Here is a 26,934-nt window from a genome sequence, read left to right on the forward strand (position 1 = left end):
TTCTTTTAAAAGTTAATTTCCGAATTTCTAAATTCAGGATGGTTTTTATCCTTTTCTGATAAAATGGGGTTCGAGACGGGCCAATCGATATTGAGATCTTTGTCATTCCAGACTATTCCTCGATCATGTTCGGGAGAATAATAATTATCAACTTTATACATTACTTGTGTATTGGTTATCAAGGTGCAGAATCCATGTGCAAATCCTTTAGGAACAAGGAGTTGCCGCTTGTTTTCTTTACTTAAAATAACACCTATCCACTGCCCAAATGTTTTAGATTCTTTTCTAATATCTACTGCTACATCATATATTGCTCCTGCAGTCACCCTTACTAGTTTAGTCTGTGCTTTGGGATTCAGTTGATAATGCAAGCCTCTTATTACCCCTGCCTCACAAGAAAGAGAATGGTTATCTTGAACAAATCGATAATCTAATCCATTTTTCAAAAAAGCATCCTCGTTATAGCTTTCTAAAAAGAATCCTCGGGAATCCTGATGAACAACAGGCTCTACAAGATAAAGACCATCAATCTTTAATGGAGTTATTTTCAACGTTGATTCATTCCTTCCTGCTATAATCAAATTTTCCCACTTCAATATATTCATCTTTATCCCTGAGTTTACTTAATGCGTACACTTTTGCTTCATTAGACTCGATTTTTAGATATCCAACCCAGCCATTGTTATCAACATTCTTCATGCCTAATGCCTCAGATAATCCCTCACGATTAATACCGAATACACCTGCTCCTAATACAACATTATTCTCATCAACAAACACAATATAATCCGTTTCATGCTTCTCTAAGAATAACCAGCCTGAAGCCATAAACAAGTTGCCATTCAGGTTAGTTATGTCATCAAAATTGCCCAGTACTTTTGAGTCTTTACTAACTTTTGAGGAAGCTAATCTCCCTTCTTTAAAGCTTGCCTGGAGTGAACTTTTAGCAAATAAATCACTATGCTCGCTATTTAGAAGTGAGAGAATGTCAACCTCTTCGACTTTACTAGGAGCTTTGCTTTGATTCTCTTTGGTAGCACTTTCATTGCTTACTGCATTTTGAAATTCGGACTTTACAAGAAAAACCAAACAAACAATAAGCAGAAAATTAAATACTATGAAGGCTATCTTTAAAAATTTACTTTTCATATTATTCCTCATTTTTTAATTAAAGTATTTATTTTAAAGTAATCTTCCTGCAAATGCGGTTCTTTTTCTTTTCCCAACTTTATCGAACTCAACCCACTCATAGAGTTGCACACCCCAAATATGAGGCGATATGCCCATAAAGCGAACAATAAATTTGTTATCCCCTGAAATCTGAATATCTTCAAAAGAAATAGTTGTTGGTTCATTGTGTTTTATCGCGCTACTATCCATAATCACGGTTCTAATTATATGGTGATCCATGTTTAATACTTCAAATGCGAGAAACTCATTAATTTTTTCACTTCGATAATTGGTGAATAAACATTCTACACCGCTCCATTTATCTTGGGATGGGGATACCTCATAATACATGATTCCCTCATTTAGTATTGAATCACCAAGAGTTAATACATAATTATCTAAAGATTCTTTCGCTTGAATCACACTGTAATTTATAGTTTCCCGACATAATTCATTAATCTGATCACTTAAATCGAAAGAATTGCTATTTCTAATAAGTTTTAATCGGTCACTAGCTTTTTTCCACCTACTTTTTTTGCTTAGGTCATGCTGAACCCACAACTCATAACTCTTCTGATCATTATTGCTTAAAGTACCTACCAAATCATAATACTCACTTGCAGAATTCGTAATATTTTCTTGAATATCATTTTCTTGAATCTGATGCAGCTCAATATTTTCAATACGATCTATGCCTTCTTTTAGCATAGATGTCATTAAATCATTCTCCCTTACTGTGGCACGTAAGTTTTTTATTTCATTTTCTAATTTGTCTATTAGATTTTTAATAGTTGCCTCGTCTTGCAAGGACTCTTGTTGATTTTTAATTATTTGATTTAGCTTTTCAATTTCCCCATTAATTTCTGCATTAGTCTCTTGTGAAATTTTAAATTTTTCAGATAATATTATCAAATCACTTGTGTTGTCCTCATGTTGTTCTCTTAATCTTCTAATTGTTACATGATGTGGTTCTTCTAATGGTGTTTTTGATATATTAATTAATTCATCCTGAGTAATCTCATCTTTAACTACTACCAAATGTATAACTATTTGGTCGACTATATTTATAGATGTATTACGTAGGCGAGCCTTTTCCTCCTCAACAAGTTTCCTATATTCGGGGAAGTAAAAGTACTCCATTTTTATACATCTGAAGTCAATTTTTAGATTACTATTATCGCTCGCCCCTAGACCCCAAGCTACTGCATGTGGAAAATAGTATTCTTCCTGTGGAATAATAGAATATGGATCTGAAGTGAAAAATCTAGCTGTATGCTCATTAAAAACTTGTTTGTGGTACGGGTTAGCTACATTTAGGCTAGTATTATAATAAGGAGCAGCTATGCAAACAATGGCTTTATGTTTACATACTCTATAAATCTCCTCCATAGTAATCATTATATCTTTTGCATGCTCTAAAGAATGCGATGCCATCACGTAATCAACTGAATTATCGTCCAGAGGTATATTGACATCAAAATCACAAACTATTTTAGTGTCTGGCGTCTCATATCTGTCGATGCCTATATAACCAGGCTGCTTATTGTAACCACATCCGAGATCTATTTTCATGACAATCCCTCCATTCTAAAATTCATAAATTGCTTCTAGTTTCAATAATTCTAGAACATCTCTTGAAACTTTAGATCTATCATTGCTTTTAATTCCAATAATAAATTTGCTGTTTTTGGATTTAAGTATCGGTCTGTCAAATAATACATCCACATAGTCATTTTTTCTTTGATTAAAAAATATCATATTAGTCCTTAATACTATTGATTTTCTATTCGGTGTTTTCAATTCAATCGTTAGCTGGCTTTCCTGCATAAAATCCAAATACTTAATTCTGATCCCCATAAACGTATCACTTAAGCATGTAAAAATAAAATCTATATTTGTAGAAAGGCGACTGCTTATGACTTTCTTTTCAAAGGGTAGCGACACAGACTTCTTTTCTATATTTTCATTTACGATACCATCATTGTTAATCATCATCCGATTCTTAGCGAAATGATTTATCTGTAGAGTATATAAATTTAGTAATAGACTAAGTGTATCTTTTTGACCTGCCCTTTCAATTTTTAAATGTGTTTCAATAGAAGCATTTTGAATATATGGTACGTTTGCTTGATAGCAATACCATTGAATTAAATTATCGTTTGTAAAGTCGTGTACCAGTTCAACACTAGATTCCTTTGCTACCTGTACTAAGTCTTCTTTCATGAGGAAATTATACTCCCACTCTCTTTCTAGAGCTAACTCTTTCACTGTACTATTGTGCTGGAAAGAGAATAATAACGGCTTTATACCTAAATCTGACAAATTCGATAGAATATTATCTGCGAAATCACCTTTCTCGATAACAAAAGCAATCTTCTTGAAGTTGGTAACGTAATTGAATTTTGCCATTTCCACCATTTGAACAAATCTATAAGCATTACCTTGGGTAGTATACTTTTCTTGTACAGTTTTCCTAGCATTCAGGTATATTTCCTCTATTTCTTTCTGGTCCATACCGATTATCTTCCGCAATTTTTTTACGAGTTCCCCTGATTTATTAGAGATTAGAAAACCATTTCTATTATCTTCGACCATGTTATAAACAATACTATTTGAGTATATTCCTACCGCTCCAGTAGCTACTGTTTCCAAAAATTTAATTGGACTCTTACTATTTTTGAAACTTGAATCTTCAATTAATGATATTATTATGTCAAAAGAATGGTATTGTAGCATGGTCAAATATTGTTTATAATTATTAATTTTTTTAATATACTTACAATTACGAAATTTCATTTCACTTGATTTTGAATATCCCACAAAATAGAATTCAATTTGGTCAGAAAAATGATCATCAATCTCTTGAATATCTGCTGAAAAAACTTCTAATTCTTCGGTTCTGGATTCGAATCCAATCCAAGCAACCTTTAACTTACGCTTAGAAAAATTACGCTCACTGAGTAAATCAATAGAAATATTAGTAGGGATTTGATATACATTTTCATTAAATATATGTATCTTTTCCGATAGTTGTGCAGTTGGTGTTACAACTAAATCAGAGGATCTAATGTATTCCATTAATATCTTATGATTTTCAGTATCTGGAGCAAAAATTTTATACTCATCTCTTTTAAGTGTGTGAATTTCCAATAAATTATCGTCAATTAAATATATATTTGGTTTTCTTTGAATCAATTTCCTAACTTCAGGTAGCATATATGTTAAACGTTGTAACATGACTATATCCGCATATTCGAGAACTCTATGATCTAAATGATTTAAGGTTACAAACATAACATTATATTTTTCTCTATACAGTTCTGAAAAATTTGTAATCATAATATTTGTTGTTGCATTATAATCTTGAATAATAACTACAATTGTTTCTTTTTGAACAAATAAAGATTCGAACTCATACTCACCTGATATTTCAGATCTATTATTGTACCAGGGGAGTAAATGCTCTATATACATTAATTTTTGTAGGTCTGGTTTATCAATTATCTTTAAACTATCAACAATGTATTTCTCGATATTATTTATTTGCAGTCTACAATTTCGTTCATCATTTTGGGCTTGTAAATATTTTATTATTGATTGATCTAGCACAGCTGTTCTTCCTAATGAATCAATCTGATTTCCTTCAACCAAACTAACAATCGAATTAATATGAACCATTAAAATCTTCTCAGACCAACGAACCCATAAATCCCAATCACAAAGTCTTTTCATAGAGACATGTATTTCATATCCCCCATACAAAAAAGGTAATTCTCTATGGTGGAGAACCGTATTATTGGCGATAGTATTAGTCAGTCTTAATTTATTATAATCAAATTCATCTCCGAATATTAATTCTTGCTTTGAAAGAAGATCCACAAATCTACACTTGCCATATACTAAGCAAGGCTCATCGATATTAGTGATTTCCTCATAAAGAACCTGCAAACCATTACTATACCATTGATCGTCATCAAATTGATAAGCTATATATTTCCCTCTTGAATGCATAATCCCCTGATTAACCCTAAGTGCAGGCAACCCAGAATTTATATTATTACGAATGTAAACTATTCTATTATCCTTTTCTAAATATTCCATAATCACATTACGTGTTTGATCAATAGAACCGTCATCTACAATGATAAGTTCCAAATTATTAAATGTTTGATTTAGTACAGAGTCTATTGATCTGCTTAAAAGGCCATTATCTCCCCTACAATAAGTTGGCAATATAACACTAATCTCTGGATGATCTATTAGGCTTTTTGAATGGTATATATCTACATCGTTCAAAAAAACACCAGCTTCAATCATTGCTATTCTCCTTATACAATAAACTATTAGAGTGCTCTAAATATGCGGCAGCCACTTCTTTGGGAGTACCTGTCATTTTAATTTCGCCGTTTTCAAGCCAGATACATTTATTACAAAACTCAAATGCAGATGGCATGCTATGTGTGACGTAGACTAGTATTTTCACTCGGTCGACTAACTCATTTAACCTATTTTGTGCTTTTTTCAAGAAACGCGCATCTCCTGCTGCTACAACCTCATCTAACAGGAGTATGTCAGGTTCAATAGATGTTGATATTGAAAAGGCTAATCTAATAAACATCCCTGAGGAATAGTATTTCACAGGGATGTTTAAATGATCCCCCAATTCACTAAATTCAGCTATAGCTTCTATTTTTCTCTCAAGCTCTTTAGGGCTTTCTCCTAACATTAATCCTCTTAATTTAATATTTTCCCATCCTGTTGCTTCCATCTCAAAACCCGTAGCAAGCTCAAATAAACTGGCAATTCTCCCATCCACCTTAAGTTCTCCACTAACAGGAGGGAAAATCCCAGCTATAACTTTTAGAAACGAACTTTTTCCGGCTCCATTGTGACCAATTATAGCCAATCTATCTCCATCCGATAGAGATAAATTTATATTTTTCAATGCTTGAATAGACTTTTTTTTAATTAGATTGGGACTTTTATACTTTCTTGGAAGAAGCAATTCCTTAAGTCCCATATCATTAAATATTTGATAATTCAAATTGATATCAGTCATTCTTATATAACTCATTGGAAACCACCCTTATATCACAATCGGAATGTGATCTTCCTACCGATTTTATTAATTAGCAAAATTGCTATTTCGCATAATATTATTGTCAAAATTATGCTGATCCCCCAACTTTGCAAACTTGCTGGTTCTTCGCCCAATAAAGGTCTTCTTATGATTTCTAACAAATAATAAAATGGGTTTAGTAGATATAACCAATGGAAATTACTGTGGTTTAACATTTCCGGTTTGTAAATTATTGGACTTAGATAGAACAAACCCTGGACTACTAATGATTGCAATGGCTGGAAATCGCGTACATACAGATTTACTATTGCAGATATAATTGCCCATGAAGAACAAAAAAATAGCCAGATTATCAAACCTGGAATAACTAACAACATTTTTAGGCCAAAAGAGTGGGGATTTATAAAAGCATAGATTAGAAAAAAAGCTACTATAGAAATAAGTAGGTTAATAAAGTTAACCAAACTTACTCTTAGTGGGAATATTTCAACTGGTACCTGCGTTTGTTTAATATAACCTTGGGAACTTAGAAAAGACAAAGAACCACCTTCAGCACTACCTGTAAAAAACAGCCATGGTAATAGTCCAGAGAATAAATAAGGAATGAGCTCTTCAATCGGCGTCCTAAATACTACAGAATAGACAGTACCAATAATCACAACTATCCCCAACGGTGATAAAAAATTCCACAACATTCCCATTACAGAATTTCTATATTTATTTTTCAGATCTTGCCTCGTGAGACTTAACAAAATATGCCTTGCTGAATATACATTTTTAAAAAAACTCACAATCAATACCTCGCTACTTTGAGTATAGTTTCTTAAAAATTTTTTTTAGAATAATAAAAAACCCTTTGATACCGAAGGTTCTAAAAATTTGCACAATTTTAAAGATATATAGATTTTGAGGCTCTTTTCTAAGCTTCACATCTTTTTCTAAACAATAGGGAGCGTGATATGATCTTAACACTGGTAACTTAGAGACAATCTCATCCGCTATCTTATCCAAGGTAAAATGATTCTCTAGCCTAATACGACTTTCTTCAATTATTTTTCTCCTTAACATATTATCTTCAATTAGATTTTTTATAGCAGTTACCCATTCATCAGTGAAATTATTTACTAATACGCCGTTTTTTCCATTTTCCACAATAAAAACATAAGGTTCAACATTAGAATATATACCAGGAACTCCTATAGCTCCATATTCCAAATATTTATTGAAGTACTTGCATTTATGAAAATCACTTGATGGTAAAGGTGCTAATCCGATATCCCATTTCCTAGTTCGCATAATTTCTATATAATCATCGTAATTGTCAGCATAGGTTAAATGATGAATGCGTTCATGATCACAAAAATCAGGCTTTGCCCCGAAAAATTCAAAACTAACATTTGGAAAAAGGTCTAATATGTTAAAAGCAACCTTTTGAAAAAAATCATTTAGAAAAAAACCGTGGTCCATACTTCCAGAAAAACCTATTACTATTTGATTGTTATTACTTTGCATCGGTAGAGATGATATACTCTCCAAGAGAACGGAAGGAGCATTTATAATGACTGATGAATCAGAATAGTGTCCATATTTATTAGCTATATTTTTATTTGTTGTCCACAAATAATTCGATAACTTTAATATTTCAATAATATTACTTCTAATATGCGGCATAGAAAAGTAAAGAGTTGACGCTGTATTTTGAGGGATATTAAGAAGATCATCATCTAGAAAGTACAGTAGTTTTTTTCCCAGCCTCCCGCCTTCTTTCATAATATCCAGTTCCAGGTTTTCGCATCCTCGTATACTTATAATAACATCGGCCCATGCAATATCCTTTTTATCTACATTTAAAGTCTCTTTAAATCTATACTCCACTGTCCCTCTATTCTGTAATAATATAAGCGGAGAACTAACGCCTACAATAGCGGATGGAATTTTTCTCAAGCAAAAAGCAAGGATCTTAGTTCTAGGCATGCTGTTCACCTAATCTAATCATTTTATATAACTCTCTATCTCGAATGATATATTTGTCGATTATTTTGAATCCAACTTTTTCATAGATATGAACAGCCTTAAGATTGGATGTAAAAACCTCTAATATTACCTCTTTCAAATTCAAATCATTCATTGCAAAATCAACCATGGCTTTCGTAACTTTTTCACCGATTTTTTTTCCCTTTGCAATATCTTCTGCAAGAAGTAATCGTCCAAATTCAGAGGTACCCAAGGCATAATCGACATGATATAACGCTACAGTTCCAACATCAACATTATTGAATTGAATAATGAACATGTAGTCACCTGGCCTAATGAGATAGGATTCAAACCAAGCTTTTTGCTGCTCTTCAGAAATAACTTCACTGTTTAAAAAAAAAGATCTTGCGCTAGCGGAATTTCTCCATCTTCTCATTTTTTCAAGATCATTTGGTCCTACTGGGCGCAACGTTATCTCCTGTATCTTCAAAATAATATTATGATCCATTTAATCTCCTCAAAAATTTCAACAATTAATTTTATTTACATAATCGAATAACGAGTCTTCCCAGTAAGGCATTTTATGACTCACACATGATTCTAACAAAGAGTTGCTCAATGCTGAGAATTTTGGCCTTCTGGCCTTAATTGGATAATCATTAGTTCGCACTGGAATCGCTTCTGCTTTTAGCTTCATCAAGCTCAGAATTCGCTTTGCGAATTCATATTTAGAACTATAACCATTACCGGAACAATGGTATAGTCCATACACTTCTTGATCTATTATTCGCACCAATTGCATTACTAAATCCGGTAAGTAAGTCGGGTTTCCTACTTGATCCTCTACAACAGATATGGTCTTTTGTTTTCTTGCTTGCTCAATTATAGAGTTGAAGAAGTTTTTTCTTGGACTTCCATACAACCACGCAGTCCTTATAATGATATGCTTCTCACAAAGATATTTAACGTGCTGTTCACCATCTAACTTTGTTTGTCCATATATATTTATTGGTCTCGTTGGGTCATTTTCCCTATAAGGCACCTTTGCCTCTCCATCAAATACAAAATCAGAAGAAAAGTGAACCATGACAGCGTCTAGGTGCTGTGAAACTTCAGCTATGTTTTTAGGGCCGATTACATTCACATTCTTAGCAACATGCGGGTTTGATTCAGCATCATCGACAGAATTGTATGCTGCGCAATTCACGATAATATCAGGTTTGATACTATTCATGCATTCATATACAGACACGATATCAGTTACATCTAAATCTTTGGAATTATACCCATATATCTTATGTTGGAGTTGGAATTGTCTAATAACCTCTTGCCCTAATTGCCCTTGTGCACCAGTTACGATTATTCTCATCTTATGACCCTACAGTTACTTCATTAAGCAAATTTTTCAGATATATACCATAGTTGGTCTTCAGTAAGGGTTGAGCTAATTTTAACAATTGTTCAGCGGTGATCCATTTATTTCTGAAAGCAATTTCCTCAATACAAGCTACATAGTTTCCCTGGCGTTTTTGAACAGCTGCTACAAAATTCGAAGCATCAAGCATTGAATCATGTGTCCCCGTATCTAACCACGCCATACCTCTCCCTAGTAACTCTACATTTAACATCTCTTCTTCCAGGTATAGGAGATTTAAGTCCGTGATTTCAAGTTCCCCTCGTCGGGATGGCTTTAAAGATTTAGCCTTTTCCGTAACCGACTTATCATAAAAATACAGACCTGGAACAGCATAATTTGACTTTGGAATCTCTGGCTTTTCTTCTATTGAAATCACTTTTCCAATGTGATCAAATTCCACTACTCCATAATCCTTAGGGTTCTGCACGTAATATCCAAAGATCGTTGCTCCATTAACAAGATTTGTTGCCTGTTTTAGACTGCCCGTGAGACCGTGTCCCCAAAAAATATTATCACCGAGAACCATCGCAACTTGTTGATCAGCTATGAACTCTTCCCCAATAATGAAAGCTTCCGCAAGACCATTGGGAGATGGCTGGACAGCATATTGAAAGCTCATTCCTAATGCATCACCATCTCCAAAAAGTTCAGTAAATGCAGATATATCTCTTTCAGTGGAGATTATTAGTATTTCACGTATGCCAGCCAGCATTAATGTTGAAAGAGGATAGTAGATCATAGGTTTATCGTAAACTGGCACCATTTGTTTTGACATTGCTTTCGTTATTGGATACAGTCTAGTCCCGGATCCACCTGCTAATATAATCCCTTTCATTTCTGCCTCCTGGATACTATTATAAATTTTATTTAAAACTTAATTTAGATTAACTCAAAAAACTAAGTGTACTTAATTACTGTCTCACATATAAAATCTACATCTTGCTTAGTTAATTGTAGATGCATAGGCAATGAAATTATTTGTTCTGACAATTTGTGACTATTCGGACAAGTACCGTAAGCGTGTTTGTACATAGAATATTCAGTGTTATCTCTGTAATGAACTCCTGGATAAATACCACTTTCATTTAGTGCCAGCAATAACTCATCTCTGTTATCAACCGCTATGACATACAAATGTCTAGATGATTCACAATCGATAGCAACAGGTACTGGTTTTATTTTTGATGAGAATCCTTTGAAGTTTTGATCGTACCATTCTGCTAATTGTCGTCTATAGGAATTATCTCGGTCTAAATATTTCAATTGGACAAGCCCTATTGCGGCCATTATAGAATTACCGTGATATTTATAACCCACATATTCAACATCATATTTCCATTTATATGCACCCTTATCGTTTGCTCTGGCATATGTATCTTTATTTATTCCTAACCAAGTCAACTTACGACACAATTCATCCAATTCTGAACTTTGAAAACATATCATTCCTGAATCCGCAGTCGGAAGATTCTTTACCGCCTGGAAGGAATAAACGACAACATCCGCATCTTTTCCAGGTATCTCTCCATTCACCCTTGTTCCAGCCATATGAGCTGCATCTAAAACAAGTTTCAAATTATACTTTTTGCATAATTCTACGATTTCTTTATATTTTCCTGTATTGCCTCCCAAACCAACAAACATGATTGCTTTTGTTTTAGGTGTGATTTTTTTTTCGACATCAATCGGATCCAAACAAAGATACTCATCTACATCTGCAAATACAGGAGTAAGATTCTCATAAACAATTGCGTGGTTAGTTGAAATAAACGTTAACGGTGTTGTTATTACTTCATCATTATCATCCCAGTTATTTTCCATCTTTAGTATTTTTAATGCCAAACTTAAACCTACAGTAGCCGAATTAAGAAAATGCGCATTCGGAAGACCTGTGTATTCCTTCCATTTATTCTCGATTTCTACTGTTTTAAATCCCAGTCCTGTCCATCCCTTTTCAAGACATTCTCTAATTTCATGTAAGCATTCCTCAACCCGAAATGTGGGGGTAAATAATTGAATTGCCACTTTAATCCCTCTCATCATTGTAAATTTATGCAGATTATTTATATGTGCATACACGTGATACCCAAAATTCACATTAACAACTATAAATATAGAAGATTAAGGCAACACATGCCGTTTCCAGTATACGAAAAAAAAAGCATGCCGTCGAGAAAATAGGCGTCTTACATAATTCTACTTCTATGTCACCCGTATTTATATTTAAAGTTTTTATCCCACCCTTTATATGCTAGAATATTGTCGTATCTACACGAAAAGGAGCTAATTATGTTGTCGAATCCAGTATACGGTAAAAAAACCGCTGAGTCGAGGAATGGTGAGACGAGATCGGCTTTGTTTTGGGTGTTAATATCAGGAATTATTCTGTTCCTAGCTTGGACGCCGTTCCAAACGGCTCTATTTAACGGACAAATGTTAGAATTTGAGAAACCGATTTTCTGGGCTGCTATCTTGGCTTGTCTACTACTATTTCTCTGGATTGCTCATTCCTATAAAAGCATCCAATTAAAAGATCAAAAAGATTGGCTGGCCGTGGGTGTGCTTTTACTCCCCCTAACTTACATACTCTCACTCATTAGCGCCGCCTCCCATGTTCTTGCCATGAATATGGTAATCATTAATTGTATCTACGCCATAATGTTTATCGTCGGTTTATATGTGCTACGTGAAAAATTAGGGAATCGAATCGTTCAAATCACGATTATGACGGTTGCTTATCTGATCGTGGGATTCGGCTTGCTCCATTGGTTTGGACAAGGCAAGACTGCGGGTGCCATTGCGAAGTGGTTTTCCAATACCGTTTTAAACGGTACATACACCCATGCCGTCATGATTGACTCTAACGGTCTGCGTCTGACTTCGGTGTTTCAGTACGCGAATACTTATGCCGCTTTTCTCATGGCATTCCTTTTCGCAGCCGTCTTTTTCGTTACAACATCACGTAAATGGTACGGACAAGCCTTTCATAGCTTCATGTTGGTACCTATCATCGTCTCGCTGCTCTTGACGTTATCTCGGGGCGGTCTGGTGATGTTACCTGTTGTGTTTGTTTTGTTGCTCCTATTCCTGAAACCAGCTAAACAACTATTGTGGATCTTGTACTGCGGTATAGCAGGCGTGACATCACTGATCGTTTCCAAACCGGTAACAGAACTGGGGTTGAAGTTAAATGAAGCCTTTAGCAGCACTGATGCCCTTAAGGGCTGGGGCATTCTGCTTGGTGCTTCCGCTATTGTAGGACTTCTCGGATGGGTAATACAAAGTTTTATTGCGCCCAAACTTGAACGGTCTTTAGACAATTGGTCGGCTAAAAAAACCTCAAACTTATGGATTCCACTCGGTTCCGTTGCAATTGGAGGCTTGCTGATCTTCCTATTCATCAGTACAGGATTGAAAAATATACTTCCGCAAAACATCAGCGTCCGACTCGAAAATATTAACTTTAATCAGCACAGTGTTCTGGAACGTTTTACATTCTATAAAGATGCCATGAAAGTGCTGGCTGACTACCCGATCATCGGGGCCGGAGGCGGCGCATGGGCTTCACTGTATGAGCAATATCAGAACAACCCATATACAAGCCGTCAAGCCCATAACTTCTTTTTGCAGTACTTGATCGAAGTCGGAATTGTCGGATTTGTGATATTCATGTCGTTTATTCTGTATATTTTCTACAAATATATTCGTGGTTATATCAAAGGGAATGAAGACGAACGTAATAGCCACTTCCTTTATCTCATCATCGTCCTTTCCATTTTGATTCATAGCATTTTGGACTTTAATATGAGCTATGTGTTCATGGGAATTCTAGTATTTCTGGGACTTGGCGGAATGGCAGCCGTAATGGATAATAAGCCTGTGAAAAAATGGAGCTTCAAAGATTCAACGGCCAGAGGTGCATATAGTGCAATCGTTGGGCTTTGCGCTATTCTTGTCATGATTACATCTATCCGGTATGTACAAGCCGCCGACTCGGGAATTGAAGCACGAAGAATCGTTCAGGTCAGCTCTTCATTTGAGGAAATTAAGGCTCCTCTTGATAAAGACTTGAGCATACGCCCGAGCCATCCCGACTCGATACTGTTAACCGCATCACTCTATCAGACTATATATAAGCAAAATCAAGATGAGAATTTTTATAACGCCTCTGTCGATCTACTTAATAAAGCGTTAAAAGCTGAACCATATAACAAGTCTATGCTAAGTCGATTAATTGAAAGTTACGAAATGAAACAGCAACCAGAGCAAGCCTATGAAGTACTTATCAACAATGCCTATAAATTTAAATGGGACATTAACTGGTCCGAACAGATTATCAATAAAGGTTATGATCTAGGGACGAAGGCACTTGGCACAGGAGACCTAGCAACGAAAGACAAGTACTTCAAGCAAGCAACCGAGGCATTTGCCGAGGTTCAGACAGGTATTCAGCATTTAGCTACATTACCAGAAGGACAACTGCAAGGGCGCTCATTTGAGAACACACCAGATATGATCCTCCATGCAGGCAAAATGTACTACATGATGAATCAACCGGAGCAAGCATCAGAAGCTCTTAAGCTTGGCATACAAGAAGATCTCTCGCAGACAACCCAACAGGAGATTGTACGTTGGTATCTGGCAGCATTACAAAAACAAAACTTGAGTGATGATGCCCTTATGGAGAAACTAACCCAAGTTGATCCAAATGCGAAACAAAATGTTCAACAGATTAGTGATCTTCAATTCTAATTAAAAAAGGGACAGTTCGTGGTAGAAAATCTCTACCCAACTGTCCCTTTTTCTTATCGGTTATGAAATCGTCTCTACTACTGCACCTTTGCCAAAACCCCACTCAAATAAGCAATCAAATCATCTCTCAAATCTTCCCGCTGCATTGCATAATGAATGCTGGTTTCAATAAAACCTAACTTCTCGCCGACATCATGGCGCATCCCGTCAAAATGATACGCATAGATCGGGCTCCGATGAGCTAAGGTGGAGAGCGCATCGGTCAGTTGGATCTCCCCGTTCTTTCCAACCTCCTGATTCTCCAGCAAATCGAAGATTTCCGGCGGCAAAATATAGCGGCCCATGATGGCCAGGTTGGAAGGCGCCTCGGCACGTGAGGGCTTCTCTACCAATCTTGATGTTTCATAGATTCGTTCTGATTTCTGAAATCCATCTACGATCCCGTAACGGTCCACTTCGTCCCAATCAACTGGCTGTACGCCAACTATGGCAGTTTCGTAGGTGTCGTAGACTTTCATCATCTGTTTTAGGCAAGGGACTTCCGACTCCACGATATCGTCGCCTAGCAGCACGGCAAACGGCTCGTCCCCGATGAATTTGCGTGCGCACCAAATGGCATGGCCTAGCCCCTTAGGCTCCTTTTGACGGATATAATGAATATCTGCCATATTGGAGGGCTTACGCACTTCTTCGAGGAGGTTCCATTTCCCTTTCTCAGCAAGGTTATGTTCCAGCTCAAATGAAGAATCAAAATGATCCTCAATCGCCCGCTTCCCCTTACCCGTCACAATGATAATGTCCTCGATGCCAGAAGCGACCGCTTCTTCGATGATGTATTGTATGGTCGGCTTGTCCACAATAGGAAGCATCTCTTTCGGCATCGCTTTCGTGGCCGGCAGGAAACGCGTACCAAGCCCCGCGGCCGGTATGATCGCTTTTCGAATGTTCATCTTATCTTCTCCATTCCCGTAAGTCTCCCATATTGATGACATTGTACCATGAGTCCAGCTAACCCATCGATTAAAATCGGTTTTTGTCAAAGGCAGGCGGCTTATTATTCGTGGCTTTGCCGCTTAGGCCGCGTTGCCCTTCCCTTCACTTATCGGTTTTGATGTGGCTTTTTCAAGGAGAGACAGAAAACTGGAAATAGTGCCTTCCAACTTTAACCATGGAAAGCCCCACTACCGTCCGATATACTAGTACGAAACTTCGATGGACCACAAAGCCAAAGGAGCTGGTTACCTGATGAAAGAGAGAGACGCCTATTTCGATAACCTCAAATTCATACTGATCCTGTTGGTGGTTGTGGGGCATCTCATCGAGCCGTTTAACGGCGAAGCAGCGATGGGAACGATCTATCAATTTATTTACTCGTTTCATATGCCGCTGTTTATTTTCACGGTCGGTTATTTCGCCAGACGCATTCAATCCCCCAAACAATACGTCGGCCTGCTGTCGGGGCTGGTGGTACCGTATTTCATATTCGAGACGCTCTATACCCTGTTCGACTACTACATGCAAGGCTTGGATCGGCTCGTTTTCACATACTTTTACCCCAATTGGATCCTGTGGTTCCTGTTCAGCATGATGCTGTGGAAAATGCTTCTGCCATATCTGCTGATGCTCAAATATCCCCTCGTCGTCTGTTTCGCGATGTCAATCATGCTCGGGTACTCAATCGATGTCGACTATTACGCAAGCATTTCGCGCACGCTGTATTTCCTGCCTTTTTTTCTCATCGGATATGTTTTTAAAAGGGAATGGCTGGATGTCATCAAGACCCGGCCATTTCAGCTGCTATCGATCATCCTGCTCTCCGCCGGATTTGTCCTGCTGTACGTCATATCGCCGATCCTGCCAACTAACTGGTTCTACGGGGCGATGCCTTACCTGGAGTTTGGCTTGGACTCGTGGTATGCAGGCCTCTACCGAATGATCACCTACGCGTTCACCGTCATCATGGGACTATGCGTCCTCTCCCTCATTCCGAGGTCAGATACGCCCTTCACGGACCGTGGGGTTAATACCATGTACGTTTTTTTGCTTCACGGGTTCATCGTCAAAACGATGCAGCATCTGAGCTGGTTCGAAGCGTTCCGGTCCACGGGAGGCAAGCTGCTGCTGATCCTGTTCGGCGCCCTTTTGACCTGGCTGCTATCCTCGTCCTGGATCAAGCGCGGCTTCGGATGGGTCGTCGAGCCAAACGTCGGATTTCTATTCAATTACCGATCCAAGCACCGCCATGAACGCGCCGAAACGAAGCTTTCCGATGCAAAAAGGAGTGATGCCTAATCTGGCATCACTCCTTCAAATTAATATAATCGATCGGTATATACGCAATACACGTGCATCCTTACTTCACCAACTGCCCACGCTTTAGAATATAGGAACACTTTTAAAAAACAGAGTTCCTAAAGCAAAAGCAACTAATTACAGTTGTTAGCCATTATTATCGACATTCTCAAATTGATCTGCTTTTATATTTATGTAGTACAATATGTCATTGGTTTGCTGCAGATAATATTGGCTCAATGTAGTAATGGACATCGATAATTGCTCAACCATGGGCTGAAGTCGACGACTCCGGCTACTCTGGATGTATTGGGAGAATCGGCTTTGAATGTTTCCAAGTTCTGCATGTGCCCTATGCGCATTTGTTTTCCATCTATTCGCAACATGGCGAAGCTCATCTGGAGAGACTTGAATGGTCCCTGACGTTAAAGCTGCTGTTGTAGAAGCAAGTATCTCATGCTTTTTTAACAAAGGTGCCACACTATTACTTAGGCCTAGTATAAAGTCACTAATCTCATCCATAATATTGAAATCAGAGGGCATTCGAGGTGATTCACCGAGTCTCTTTCCATCACTTGCATCAAATATATCATTAGCTAAATAACCATTATCAAAGCTATACTTATCTAGTGAATGATAATTAGCTCCGCCAAAGGAATTACTAACTTTCCCCCATAGACTGACGCCTTCATTTGCCTCAGTATAATTGGAATCAATGTAATATGTGGAACCTACATGCCGATCATAGCCCCCCATTGCACCACTCGCAACAATGTCCCCAGGATGGGCGTAGTTTATAATCTGACGATCAAACTCACCGGCCTCCGCCTTTCGGCGTCCCTCAGGTGTAAGGCTGGATATAACAGAAGGCGCACTGAAGGTAACCGCTGAGATTCCAGTGTACGCTGCTGCATACTGAGCATTCGCACCGCCCAGAGAATGTCCTGTAAGTGAAAAATTATAATCTTTATACTTGTTCTGCATTTCCTTAGCGTAATCCTCAGCGAGATACAATTGATTTGTCTTACCTCGTAATAACGGAGATTTATCCACATCCTTCGCGATTTCGCCAATCCACTCATCCGCTTTGGTTATGCCGGTGAAATCATTAAAATTGGATATTTTGTTATCAAGCCACTCTGGAGTAACATCCAAACTCTGAGATAATTTCCGACCGAGTTCAGGCATCCCGATTTGAATATCATTGAGGAAATCAGGAGCTGAATGGACCCACTCAGCCTGTCCCTCAGTTCCTCGATAAGCGATTACCGCTTGGTTGATACTAGCATTATAGAAGGTTACAGCATCAAAACCGGAGAATACGCCATCAGCCGGTTTCTCCAAGACAACCCACCCATCAAGATCGACGGGCTGAAATCCTTCACCAATATTGGTGTATGCAGCATTGGATAACTTTGCATAGGTTTCATCATCAATTCCTGTTGTGTTGCTCAAACGAAATCCTCCATTTTATAAATCTCATTTTTCTTTTTTCGCATTCTTCCCCTTATTAAGTGCATCATTCAACTCGGGACTCAAAAACGTATTCAAGGTAGTCCAATCTTTATAATTTACGGAGATGTTAAATCGCTGCTCTTCCTTACCAACCACGTGTCCCTCCATGTTTACTTGGGAAGCCACATAGCTAGGGAGCATCTCTTGCTTCGTTATTCGAACCTCTAAATCGTACTCATCCTTAAAGTGCCTAATTGCCACTTCCTGTGCTTCCTCTATGATCGCTGTTTCCTCGTTTCCCTTCACATCCTTACACCCCCCAAGAACGACAGATAATACGATAAGTAACCCGAGACAAAACATATATTTATTAGAACTCATAATCCCCGCCCTTTTACTCTTAATACGTAACAGGTATATCTATCGATTCTATCACTAAATAAAACAATAGATTCCAATTATAAACAATTGTCATATAAATCTCGCCATACGTATAGGGGACTGAAGTCCCGAATGCTGCGTACATAAAAAAAGCACCCCTTATCTTATTCTAAAAACAAAAAAACATGCCTGACCCTATTCAGGGCAGACATGCTTCATTTACAATCGTTCCTTACTTCACCAACTGCCCCCGCGTGACGCCGAGCTGGTTGGTGGCCTTCAGCTTCTTCCACACCTGGGTGCCGCTGATCTCGCCGCGCAAGGCGCGGTTGTAGAGATCGATGACCTCATGGACTTGTTCCGGCGTTTCCTCGAGGAACTCCACGCGGTAGCTGGATACGCCCAGCTCCATGAAGTTCGCCAGGTATTCAGCGCCGGATTGCTCGATGGCATTGTAAACCGTGTTACGGCAGCCTTCGTCGACCCGAACCGGATGGGACATGCCGATCCGGTCCTGCAGGGACACGCGGCTCTCTTCGCACGGACGACCGCAGTTCGTGAAGTCCGTTCCTTCGCTCAGGAACGTGCAGTACACGCAGTGCTCCGTATGGAACATCGGTAGATGCTGATGGATGACGATCTCCACATTGGACGTGTCAGCCTTCCCGAGAAGATCCACCATCTGCTGGATGTTCAGGTCATAGGAAGGCGTGACGGTGTCGCATCCGGCTTCGACGAACAGGTCAACCGCCTTGTGGTTGGCAATGTTCAAGGAGAAGTCGCCGATCAGCCGGGGATGCTTCGCCCCCGGGTTCTCCATCCGGTGGCGCAGGTAGAAATACAGCGCACCGGTGTTGCGCACCAGCACGGCGTCCGGCTGGAGGCGCAGGATGTTGTTGTGGTAGCCGTTCTCGCCCGGCATGTGAATGCGCGGCGTCGCCAGCGCAATCTGCTTGCCGGCTGCACGCACGGCTTCCACCGCTGCCGGGAACTGCTTGATGAACTCGAAGTCGGCGTAGATCATCTCGACGCCGGCCGCAAGCGCAGCCTCAACCTGCGGCAGGCTGCGGCACAGCGCGGTGAGCTTCGCCTCACCGCGAGCCACGGGCGCTGCGGGCACAGCCGCATCGCCATACACCGACACCGCCCGTTTCACGTACACGGGCGGCTTTGGCCGCTCGCCAGCGAGCAGCTCCACCGCACGGCGGCGGATGCTGTTGAGCTCGCGAATCGGCACGATGACGTCGCCATACAGGTCGACGTCAAGTGCCTCGAGCTGGAACACCGTTCCGCCCAGGCGGCCAAGCTGCTCCTCCAGGATCTCCTGGCTGAGCGGCCGCTTCTGGGCAATCTCCAGTTCCAGCTCTGAATCCACCTGGACCGTCGTGCCCTTCTGCACATCGGTCCACCAGGTCGTCAGCGGCTGTCCGGGACGGCCGCTGACACGTACATGTACCGGGAATACCCGGTACGGCTTCTCCGTCTCGTACGTCTGACGGAGGCGCTTATCCAGCGCCGGATCGTTGGTCTTCCAGATCCGGTCGCCAACGTGCAGCTTGCGCAGGTCCACGTCGCTTCGGCCGGGAACGATATCGACGATCCAGCCTTCCTGCGCTTCACCCTCCAGCTTGACGCCTTTGCGGCGGACGTCGTAGACGCGACCGCCTTCTTCTTTTTTCGTTGGATCACCTGCATCGAACACGATACCGTCCCCGCGCTTCAGCGGCGCATCCAGCTTGCAGACGACACCGTCACGCAGAATCTGTTCTACCCGGCCGAGATACACACCGCGGCTTTTCGGGAAGGTACCCTCGACCAGCTTTTTATTATTCGTTCCATCCAGGAAGCCATGAGTGAAGCCGCGGGAGAAGCTCTGCTGCAGCTCACGCACCTCTTCCTTGCTCGGTCTCGCATCTTCGCCGTCAAAATACCGGTCGATCGCCTTCCGGTACTTACTCACAACGTTAGCCACGTATTCCGGACTCTTCAACCGGCCCTCAATCTTGAACGAGGTCACGCCCGCTTCAATCAGCTCAGGCATCAGATCAATCGCCGCCAAATCCTTCGGGGATAGCAAGTAGGCAACGTCGCCCATCGGCTTCTGCTCGCCATCCACGATCAGATCGTACGGCAGACGGCAGGCCTGCGCACACTCTCCGCGGTTGGCGGAGCGGCCGCCCCACATTTCGGAAGTCAGGCATTGGCCCGAGTAGGATACGCATAGCGCACCATGCACGAATACTTCCATCGGGAGCTTCGCCTGCTCCCCGATCTTCTGGATTTGCTTCAGATTGTTCTCCCGCCCCAGTACGACACGTTCCATATTGAACGGCTTCGTGAACTCGACGGCCTCCGGCGATGTAATCGTCATCTGCGTTGAGCCATGGATCGGGAAATCCGGGGAAATCTCGCGAATCATTTTTACCAGACCCAAATCCTGCACGATCACCGCATCCACGCCGGCATCCACGCATGCATCGATTAGCTCCTTGGCATCCTCCAGCTCGTTCTCGAATACCAAAATATTGAAGGTCAGGAATCCCTTAACCCCATAACTGTGCAAAAAGGCCATAATTTCGGACAGCTCATCCATCCGGAAATTGTTCGCTCGTGCGCGCGCATTAAATTTCTCGACCCCAAAAAAGATCGCGTCCGCCCCGTTAGCCACCGCAGCCCGCATACAATCCCAATCCCCTGCAGGGGCCAGCAACTCCACGTCTTCTCTTCGTAGTGCTTTCGTGTCCATCCATATCCTCCCAGGCCGGTTCAAGCCGGCGTGCTGTGTACTACTATTCTTTCATTGAAACATGCAAGCCATACTCTATTTTCATAGAACAGGGCATCCGACATCTATATCAATTGATTTTGTAAATACTTTGAAAGCTTTTCAACTTATCTAGTTTACCAAAAGTCCGGCTTCTCTTCTACCTGCTAACTTGATTTCCACACTTTTGATAGTGTTGCCATAATCCGCATAGCACCCTGTTTCGTAGAAACAAAAACAAGCCCTCCCAATCGGAAGGCTTGCCTCACATCATCCGCAGCGGATACTACCGGTGGATGATAATCCGTGCAGGGCTGTGTTCTTATGCTCTTTTTTGGCTATGGAGGTTATCCTCTCTCCTTTACCAGTAATACTGCATTTTGATCTCCGAGCCCTTTAGTCAGAGTCTCCTTAACAACACAGTTCCTTGAGATCATGCCGACTCAAATGGCTCGGGACGATTCCTTCGCCTCAGCTTCACTCATGCACGTCCTGCACGGACATACACACCTACTCCGCACCCTCCAGCACAAAATCCATGCTCGCTAAACGCTTGCCATTCACGACAATGTGAAGACGATGATCGCCGGAGTAGAAACGGCGGGTGGAGATCGGTTTAAACGACTGCTTCTTCTCCACCTTCCAGCTTCCCGGCGCATAGACCTTGTCCGAGCATTTATAACGTTTTGGCGCAAGCTTACCGCTTGCCTTCATATAATCGATCTCATAATCAATGCGGAGCGCCATCGGGTTCCCGGTTTCGTTGACCACCTGAAAAGCGAACTCCAGATCGTCCCCCATCGCAATCACGGAACGTTTAATGCGCAGCTCGCGCACCTCAAGTCCTTCCAGCTCTTCAAGCTCCTCATACCCGAAAATGGCCAGTGCCCGAATGTCTCCCTTCCGTAGCAGCGAACGCAGCGCATGCCGCACGATCCAATCCGTTAACGGATGTTTGCCATACCATTTGGCGGCAATCTCAAGCACAAGCTCCGGATGATCCTTGGAGATATCGTTCAAGTGATTGGCGACGCTTTTTCTAACGTATAAGGAAGGATCCTCTTTCAACTGCTCCAGGATCGGCAAAGCCGGCCGAGGATCCTTAATCAAGGACGGCAGCTGCGGCGCCCAAGGCAGGCGTGGTCTGCAGCCTTCACTCGCCAACCGGCGCAGATGCTCGTCATCGGACTGTGCCCATGTCATCATCTGTGCCAGCATCTGTTCCTGATCCTGGATGATAAAAGGCCGAACGGCAAACTCCGCCGTAGAAGAATGCGTGAATACCGCCAAAGCCTCCATCGATGTCTCCAGATCCTCCATCCCATTAACCTCAACATAATCCGGAAAGAACACATATTCAACGCCTCTAAAATGCGGGGCTACCTGCTTCAGGATCCCAATGGCTTCCGGATAAGAAGCAGGCAGCGTGTCCGTTAAGGCCAGCGTAATATGCCGGATGCGCTGCTTGAACTCCTCCTGTCCCCAAGCTTCATCATGAATCAGCTCCATGAACCGGTTCGCATCGAATGCCGGATAAGCCTCCTTCAACCGATCGGTCACTTGCTGGAACAACGTATTTGAATATAGATCCTTCAGCGTTTCTCTCATATCAGTTCTCCCCAAAAAAATAATTTTTACGATATTGTATCCACGTCTTATAGAATCCTGAAAGCCCTTTATGTATGCGTTAACCCGGCGGTTCCAACCCATCTCCAAAAGAGCCACCGACCGCTCCAACCCCGTTCCCTGCCCCTTCCCAATCCAAAACATGTGGTGTAGGATGAAGTTGCACGCCTTTCGCTTTAGTGCGGTAGTCTGGTTAATTCCAGTTTACCCAATTGGGGGGCGTTTTGCTTTATCCGAACCCGGCCTCCCGAAGTTGGGAAGTCGTAGGATGAATAGATGGATTAGTCCATTAACAACTTTCTTATCTCGAAGGAAAAACCTCTATCGACTTACTTTCACAGATGACAGACCGCATTTAGAGGAAGCTTTTCTTGCAAGATAAGCGCAGTAAACCTTGAAGTTTATCCATTTGTTATCTCTAAAAATGTACTACATACATCTTTACCCCATTTAAAAGACAGGAGGCGAAGCTCGAAGGATTACAACAAATCGCACATCAGGAGATGAAGAAGACATGGAAAGTTGGAAAAAGAATTTATGGATACTATGGTTCGGCTCATTTATCGTTTCATCAAGCTTCTCGATGGTCATACCATTTCTCCCGCTTTTTCTAATTGAGCTCGGCGTTACCAAGCATACGGAAATGTGGTCGGGACTGCTGTTCAGTTCCGCTTTTTTTGCGGGCGCCTTGTCCTCTCCCTTCTGGGGAGCCGTCGGCGATAAATATGGACGCAAACCGATGATTATCCGCGCGGGGCTGGTGCTCTTTGTCATCTATATTCTGATGGCATTCGTCACGAATGAGTATCAGGTGCTGATTCTCCGCCTGCTGCAAGGCCTTCTCTCCGGCTTTATCCCGGGTGCAATCGCCATTGTAGGCACCAATACCCCCGAGAAAAAGGTAGGCTACGCACTCTCCATGATGTCCACGGCAACCGCAACCGGCGGCATCATGGGCCCGATGATCGGAGGCACCCTGGCCTCCCTGTTCAGCAACCGAATGGCATTCGGACTGGCAGGGATACTGTGCTTCGCCGCCACGCTGCTTGTCATATTCTGGGTCAAGGAAGAAAAATTCGTACCCAGCAAAGAGCGCGTCTCCGTCATAAATACATTTAAGGTCGCCGGACACAACAAGGCGCTGATGACCGTGCTCATGCTTACGGTGCTGACGCAGTTCTCCGTCATGACGATCGAGCCCGTCCTGCCGCTGTATATCGCTCAGATCGGCGGCTCTTCATCGCATACCTCAATGATTGCCGGCTTTGTGTTCTCCATCGTCGGGATCGCCAGCATCCTCTTTGCGGCCCGCTGGGGACGCCTAGCCGATAAAATCGGGTTCCAAAAGGTGCTGCTGATCGGCCTGCTCGCCGGCGGCATCGGATCGCTCGCCCAGATCCTGTTCAGCAACATTTGGGCATTCTCGGCCATCCGCTTTGCTTACGGCGTGTTCTTCTGTGCCGTGTTCCCGGCGCTCAACGGCCTTGTGGTCAAGCATACGCCAAGCGAATTCCGCGGGCGTGCGTTCAGCCTCAACCAGACCGCCAACCAAATCGGAGGGATGGCCGGGCCGCTCGCGGGCGGCATGATCAGTGGCATCTTTAACATTCACTCGGTATTCTTAATGACCGGTGTGTTAATGCTCATTACCACCGCCATTACCTATTGGACAATGCGGCCGTCGCGCGGGCAGCCTGTAGAAAAAGGCTCCCTCTCTTCATAAAGTCTCTTTACTTGGCGCACGCGAAGATGATTTCATATCTCGCGTGCGTAACTCATTACGGACTTAAATTGAATCATCGGGGTGCTTATCTAGCTCAACATCGTTAACTCATAATCGCCCGATTGTCTACATACTTCATTACATAGTTAATGTCATTGCATAATTAATGTCATTGCATACCTAATCCTGCTGCATATCAGCGTCGTAATACATGATTCCCCTTCACGGTGTACAAGCATGAATCCCGCAAGCTCTTACCACGAACCCCATACGACTCCCTCACGACCACGAAACATCTTGCCTAACCACCTATCGCTTCCGCAACATCAAGCATTAGATATGCATATGACGGTCCGCTTCATCCCATGGCACCGCATAACCGCTTCCCTTCGCACAGAATATTGAAGAGGAGCTGTATTCCGGGTCCGCATTTTTATCGTATCCTTTACGTTCAATGACCTCAGCCTCGTTATGACACCGGCCATATCCCCCGTAAACCAGGGATATCGTACCTCTTCCCTTGGTGTAGGCGGCTAATTCCATGCTGTAATTCATCATGGTCGATACGGGAGCCGATCCCGTGACCGTCACCTTGTTTCCCGCTGTTTCCGGTGGCTCGAAGCTTGCCTTCGCCTGGGTCAGATCCGACATTAACCGTCCGATATACTCGGCATCCACCTTCACCTTGAAATGATAGTAAGGCTCCAGGAGCCTATTGGCTGTCTTCTCCAGCCCTTGGCGTAATGCACGGTAGGTGGCTTCCCTAAAATCCCCGCCATGCGTATGCTTGTTGTGCGCCCGTCCTTTTAGCAGGGTAATCTTGATGTCCGTGATGGGAGAGCCAGTAAGCAGCCCGTGATGATCCCTCTCCCCAACATGCTGGGCGACCAGATGCTGATAATTGACCGGAAGCACATCAGGATGGCAAGCATTGGCGAATATGATGCCGCTGTTGCGCTCTCCAGGCTCCAGCCGGAGGTGCACCTCCGCGTAATGCTTCAACGGTTCGAAATGACCACAGCCCACAACGTCTTCCGTTATGGTCTCTTTATATAAAATCTCCGGTTCACCGAAGGTGATCCGGTAACCGAACCGCTCAAACACGATTCGTTCCAGCACTTCAAGCTGAATGATACCCATCACATGGATATGGATCGCCTGAGCGAACTCATCCCACTGCACAGACAGAGAAGGATCCTCCGCATCCAGCAGACGGAATTCGCGCAGCATATCCTTGGGATGAATCGAGGATTCGAATTGCACCTTCGACTTCAGAGTCGGTACAAGCTCATATACCGTCCGGCCACTCAGAGTCCCAAGTCCGTCGCCCGCCGCAGCTGAAGAAATACCCGTAACGACAAACAGATCACCCGCATGCACCTGATCGACATTCGTCACGCGTCCCCCATTGATCAAACGGATATGCGTAACCTTCTCCGTGATCGTCTCCGTTCCGGCAAAATAAGTCATCTCATCCCGCACCCGCAGTGTTCCACCCATGGCTTTAATATACGTCAGCCTGGCTCCCTGTTCATCATGACGAATCTTATATACCCTTCCGGCAAAATCAGCCCCGGCATCATAGTCCGTAATTGTCAGCAGATCCAGCTGATGCAAGAAATGGGACACGCCCACGTATTGCAGAGCTGATCCGCTGAAGCAGGGGAATAGCTGCCCTTTCCTTATCATCGCGGTCATCGTATCCAGCCACCGTGAAACCTCATATCCCTGTTCCATATAGAGCTCCAGCAGCTTCTCGTCCCGCTCTGCGATAGCCTCGATGAGCGAGGTCTGCATCACGCCTTCGTGCAGTACATCCTCCTCCGTAATCATACAGACGTCCTCGGTAAGTTCACTCCGAATCTCTGCAAACACACGCGTCACATCCGCGCCTTCTCTGTCGATTTTATTAATAAACAAAAACGTAGGGACGCCATGCTTACGCAATAACTGCCATACCGTCTCCGTATGCCCTTCGACACCTTCCACGGCACTTATGACAACGACGGCGGCATCCATGACCTGAATGGCCCGCTCCATCTCCGGCGAGAAGTCGACGTGACCCGGCGTATCGATTAAATAATAAGTGCAGCCGTTAAACTGCATGGTGGCCTGATCGGCAAATACGGTGATACCCCGTTCTTTTTCAATGTCATGTCGATCAAGAAAAGCACTCTGATGATCCACACGCCCGCGCTCCTGAATCGTATCGGTCATATATAACAACTGCTCCGCCAACGTGGTTTTGCCTGCATCCACATGGGCGAACATGCCTATCGTTTTTTTCATCCGCTTATTCC

20 protein-coding genes are annotated in these 26,934 nt (G+C 42.3%); 3 read left to right on the plus strand and 17 right to left on the minus strand.

The features are described from left to right. Positions 1–5: 5 nt before the first annotated feature. The 11 genes from rfbC to ACOZB4_RS15110 all read right to left on the minus strand — a co-directional run bounded on the left by rfbC (position 6) and on the right by ACOZB4_RS15110 (position 11,666). Positions 6–551, minus strand: coding sequence for a dTDP-4-dehydrorhamnose 3,5-epimerase (rfbC, locus tag ACOZB4_RS15060; protein ID WP_379414399.1), 546 nt, complete (start codon positions 549–551; stop codon positions 6–8). A gap of 7 nt (positions 552–558) precedes the next feature. Then, positions 559–1,149 carry a hypothetical protein gene (locus tag ACOZB4_RS15065; RefSeq protein ID WP_379414343.1) on the minus strand — a complete coding sequence of 197 codons (591 nt, stop codon included), beginning with the start codon at positions 1,147–1,149 and terminating at the stop codon, positions 559–561. A gap of 33 nt (positions 1,150–1,182) precedes the next feature. Further along, positions 1,183–2,742: a methyltransferase domain-containing protein gene (locus tag ACOZB4_RS15070; protein ID WP_379414344.1), complete on the minus strand. Its 1,560-nt coding sequence runs from the start codon at positions 2,740–2,742 to the stop codon at positions 1,183–1,185. A 15-nt stretch (positions 2,743–2,757) separates the two neighbouring features. Beyond that, positions 2,758–5,487 (minus strand): glycosyltransferase, encoded by a 2,730-nt coding sequence (locus ACOZB4_RS15075; RefSeq protein ID WP_379414345.1) that lies wholly within the window; start codon positions 5,485–5,487, stop codon positions 2,758–2,760. Next, a complete protein-coding gene (locus tag ACOZB4_RS15080; protein WP_379414346.1) occupies positions 5,480–6,244 on the minus strand; it encodes an ABC transporter ATP-binding protein in 765 nt (254 codons plus the stop codon). The genes ACOZB4_RS15075 and ACOZB4_RS15080 overlap by 8 nt, the downstream gene beginning before the upstream one ends. Before the next feature lie 17 nt (positions 6,245–6,261). After that, on the minus strand, positions 6,262–7,041 hold the full coding sequence (locus ACOZB4_RS15085; protein WP_379414347.1) for an ABC transporter permease: 780 nt from the start codon (positions 7,039–7,041) through the stop codon (positions 6,262–6,264). Between the two features lie 13 nt (positions 7,042–7,054). Next, a complete protein-coding gene (locus ACOZB4_RS15090) occupies positions 7,055–8,224 on the minus strand; it encodes a glycosyltransferase (RefSeq protein ID WP_379414348.1) in 1,170 nt (389 codons plus the stop codon). After that, the gene (locus ACOZB4_RS15095) at positions 8,217–8,732 is read right to left on the minus strand and encodes a GNAT family N-acetyltransferase (protein WP_379414349.1); all 516 of its coding nucleotides are present in this window, start codon (positions 8,730–8,732) and stop codon (positions 8,217–8,219) included. The genes ACOZB4_RS15090 and ACOZB4_RS15095 overlap by 8 nt, the downstream gene beginning before the upstream one ends. A gap of 18 nt (positions 8,733–8,750) precedes the next feature. After that, complete coding sequence (gene rfbD / locus ACOZB4_RS15100; protein WP_379414350.1) at positions 8,751–9,593, minus strand: dTDP-4-dehydrorhamnose reductase; 843 nt, start codon at positions 9,591–9,593, stop codon at positions 8,751–8,753. Position 9,594: 1 nt separating this feature from the next. Further along, positions 9,595–10,476: a glucose-1-phosphate thymidylyltransferase RfbA gene (rfbA, locus tag ACOZB4_RS15105; RefSeq protein WP_379414351.1), complete on the minus strand. Its 882-nt coding sequence runs from the start codon at positions 10,474–10,476 to the stop codon at positions 9,595–9,597. Positions 10,477–10,538: 62 nt separating this feature from the next. Further along, on the minus strand, positions 10,539–11,666 hold the full coding sequence (locus ACOZB4_RS15110; RefSeq protein WP_379414352.1) for a DegT/DnrJ/EryC1/StrS family aminotransferase: 1,128 nt from the start codon (positions 11,664–11,666) through the stop codon (positions 10,539–10,541). 267 nt (positions 11,667–11,933) lie between these two features. Here ACOZB4_RS15110 and ACOZB4_RS15115 point away from each other — a divergent pair, with 267 nt between their 5' ends. After that, on the plus strand, positions 11,934–14,393 hold the full coding sequence (locus ACOZB4_RS15115) for an O-antigen ligase family protein (protein WP_379414400.1): 2,460 nt from the start codon (positions 11,934–11,936) through the stop codon (positions 14,391–14,393). A 77-nt stretch (positions 14,394–14,470) separates the two neighbouring features. Here the strand turns inward: ACOZB4_RS15115 and galU are convergent, their stop codons facing one another. Next, positions 14,471–15,343 carry a UTP--glucose-1-phosphate uridylyltransferase GalU gene (gene galU / locus ACOZB4_RS15120; protein WP_379414353.1) on the minus strand — a complete coding sequence of 291 codons (873 nt, stop codon included), beginning with the start codon at positions 15,341–15,343 and terminating at the stop codon, positions 14,471–14,473. A 295-nt stretch (positions 15,344–15,638) separates the two neighbouring features. On the opposite strand from galU, the gene ACOZB4_RS15125 reads away from it, so the two are divergent. Beyond that, positions 15,639–16,685, plus strand: a complete 1,047-nt coding sequence (locus ACOZB4_RS15125; RefSeq protein WP_379414354.1) for an acyltransferase family protein — start codon at positions 15,639–15,641, stop codon at positions 16,683–16,685. A gap of 147 nt (positions 16,686–16,832) precedes the next feature. Here the strand turns inward: ACOZB4_RS15125 and ACOZB4_RS15130 are convergent, their stop codons facing one another. The 4 genes from ACOZB4_RS15130 to ACOZB4_RS15145 all read right to left on the minus strand — a co-directional run bounded on the left by ACOZB4_RS15130 (position 16,833) and on the right by ACOZB4_RS15145 (position 22,893). Continuing rightward, a complete protein-coding gene (locus ACOZB4_RS15130; protein ID WP_379414355.1) occupies positions 16,833–18,140 on the minus strand; it encodes a lipase family protein in 1,308 nt (435 codons plus the stop codon). 24 nt (positions 18,141–18,164) lie between these two features. Continuing rightward, positions 18,165–18,446, minus strand: coding sequence for a hypothetical protein (locus ACOZB4_RS15135; protein WP_379414356.1), 282 nt, complete (start codon positions 18,444–18,446; stop codon positions 18,165–18,167). A 307-nt stretch (positions 18,447–18,753) separates the two neighbouring features. Beyond that, the gene (locus ACOZB4_RS15140; protein ID WP_379414357.1) at positions 18,754–21,267 is read right to left on the minus strand and encodes a U32 family peptidase; all 2,514 of its coding nucleotides are present in this window, start codon (positions 21,265–21,267) and stop codon (positions 18,754–18,756) included. Between the two features lie 528 nt (positions 21,268–21,795). Beyond that, the gene (locus ACOZB4_RS15145) at positions 21,796–22,893 is read right to left on the minus strand and encodes a DNA alkylation repair protein (protein ID WP_379414358.1); all 1,098 of its coding nucleotides are present in this window, start codon (positions 22,891–22,893) and stop codon (positions 21,796–21,798) included. Between the two features lie 532 nt (positions 22,894–23,425). Here ACOZB4_RS15145 and ACOZB4_RS15150 point away from each other — a divergent pair. Then, complete coding sequence (locus ACOZB4_RS15150) at positions 23,426–24,634, plus strand: MFS transporter (RefSeq protein WP_379414359.1); 1,209 nt, start codon at positions 23,426–23,428, stop codon at positions 24,632–24,634. Between the two features lie 333 nt (positions 24,635–24,967). Here the strand turns inward: ACOZB4_RS15150 and ACOZB4_RS15155 are convergent, their stop codons facing one another. Further along, positions 24,968–26,923, minus strand: a complete 1,956-nt coding sequence (locus ACOZB4_RS15155; RefSeq protein ID WP_379414360.1) for a GTP-binding protein — start codon at positions 26,921–26,923, stop codon at positions 24,968–24,970. Positions 26,924–26,934 lie beyond the last annotated feature (11 nt).

It is taken from the genome of Paenibacillus sp. NPDC058898 (assembly GCF_049316025.1).
Lineage (GTDB): Bacteria > Bacillota > Bacilli > Paenibacillales > Paenibacillaceae > Paenibacillus_AQ.

Excerpts from the sequence above, each read along its gene's own strand:
- ACOZB4_RS15125 (WP_379414354.1), top strand. The coding sequence starts at position 15,639 with ATGAAAGAGAGAGACGCCTATTTCGATAACCTCAAATTCATACTGATC.
- ACOZB4_RS15145 (WP_379414358.1), bottom strand. The coding sequence starts at position 22,893 with ATGAGAGAAACGCTGAAGGATCTATATTCAAATACGTTGTTCCAGCAA.
- ACOZB4_RS15140 (WP_379414357.1), bottom strand. The coding sequence starts at position 21,267 with ATGGACACGAAAGCACTACGAAGAGAAGACGTGGAGTTGCTGGCCCCT.
- ACOZB4_RS15070 (WP_379414344.1), bottom strand. The coding sequence starts at position 2,742 with ATGAAAATAGATCTCGGATGTGGTTACAATAAGCAGCCTGGTTATATA.
- ACOZB4_RS15095 (WP_379414349.1), bottom strand. The coding sequence starts at position 8,732 with ATGGATCATAATATTATTTTGAAGATACAGGAGATAACGTTGCGCCCA.
- ACOZB4_RS15065 (WP_379414343.1), bottom strand. The coding sequence starts at position 1,149 with ATGAAAAGTAAATTTTTAAAGATAGCCTTCATAGTATTTAATTTTCTG.
- rfbD (WP_379414350.1), bottom strand. The coding sequence starts at position 9,593 with ATGAGAATAATCGTAACTGGTGCACAAGGGCAATTAGGGCAAGAGGTT.
- ACOZB4_RS15155 (WP_379414360.1), bottom strand. The coding sequence starts at position 26,923 with ATGAAAAAAACGATAGGCATGTTCGCCCATGTGGATGCAGGCAAAACC.
- ACOZB4_RS15090 (WP_379414348.1), bottom strand. The coding sequence starts at position 8,224 with ATGCCTAGAACTAAGATCCTTGCTTTTTGCTTGAGAAAAATTCCATCC.
- ACOZB4_RS15080 (WP_379414346.1), bottom strand. The coding sequence starts at position 6,244 with ATGAGTTATATAAGAATGACTGATATCAATTTGAATTATCAAATATTT.
- rfbA (WP_379414351.1), bottom strand. The coding sequence starts at position 10,476 with ATGAAAGGGATTATATTAGCAGGTGGATCCGGGACTAGACTGTATCCA.
- ACOZB4_RS15075 (WP_379414345.1), bottom strand. The coding sequence starts at position 5,487 with ATGATTGAAGCTGGTGTTTTTTTGAACGATGTAGATATATACCATTCA.
- ACOZB4_RS15150 (WP_379414359.1), top strand. The coding sequence starts at position 23,426 with ATGGAAAGTTGGAAAAAGAATTTATGGATACTATGGTTCGGCTCATTT.
- galU (WP_379414353.1), bottom strand. The coding sequence starts at position 15,343 with ATGAACATTCGAAAAGCGATCATACCGGCCGCGGGGCTTGGTACGCGT.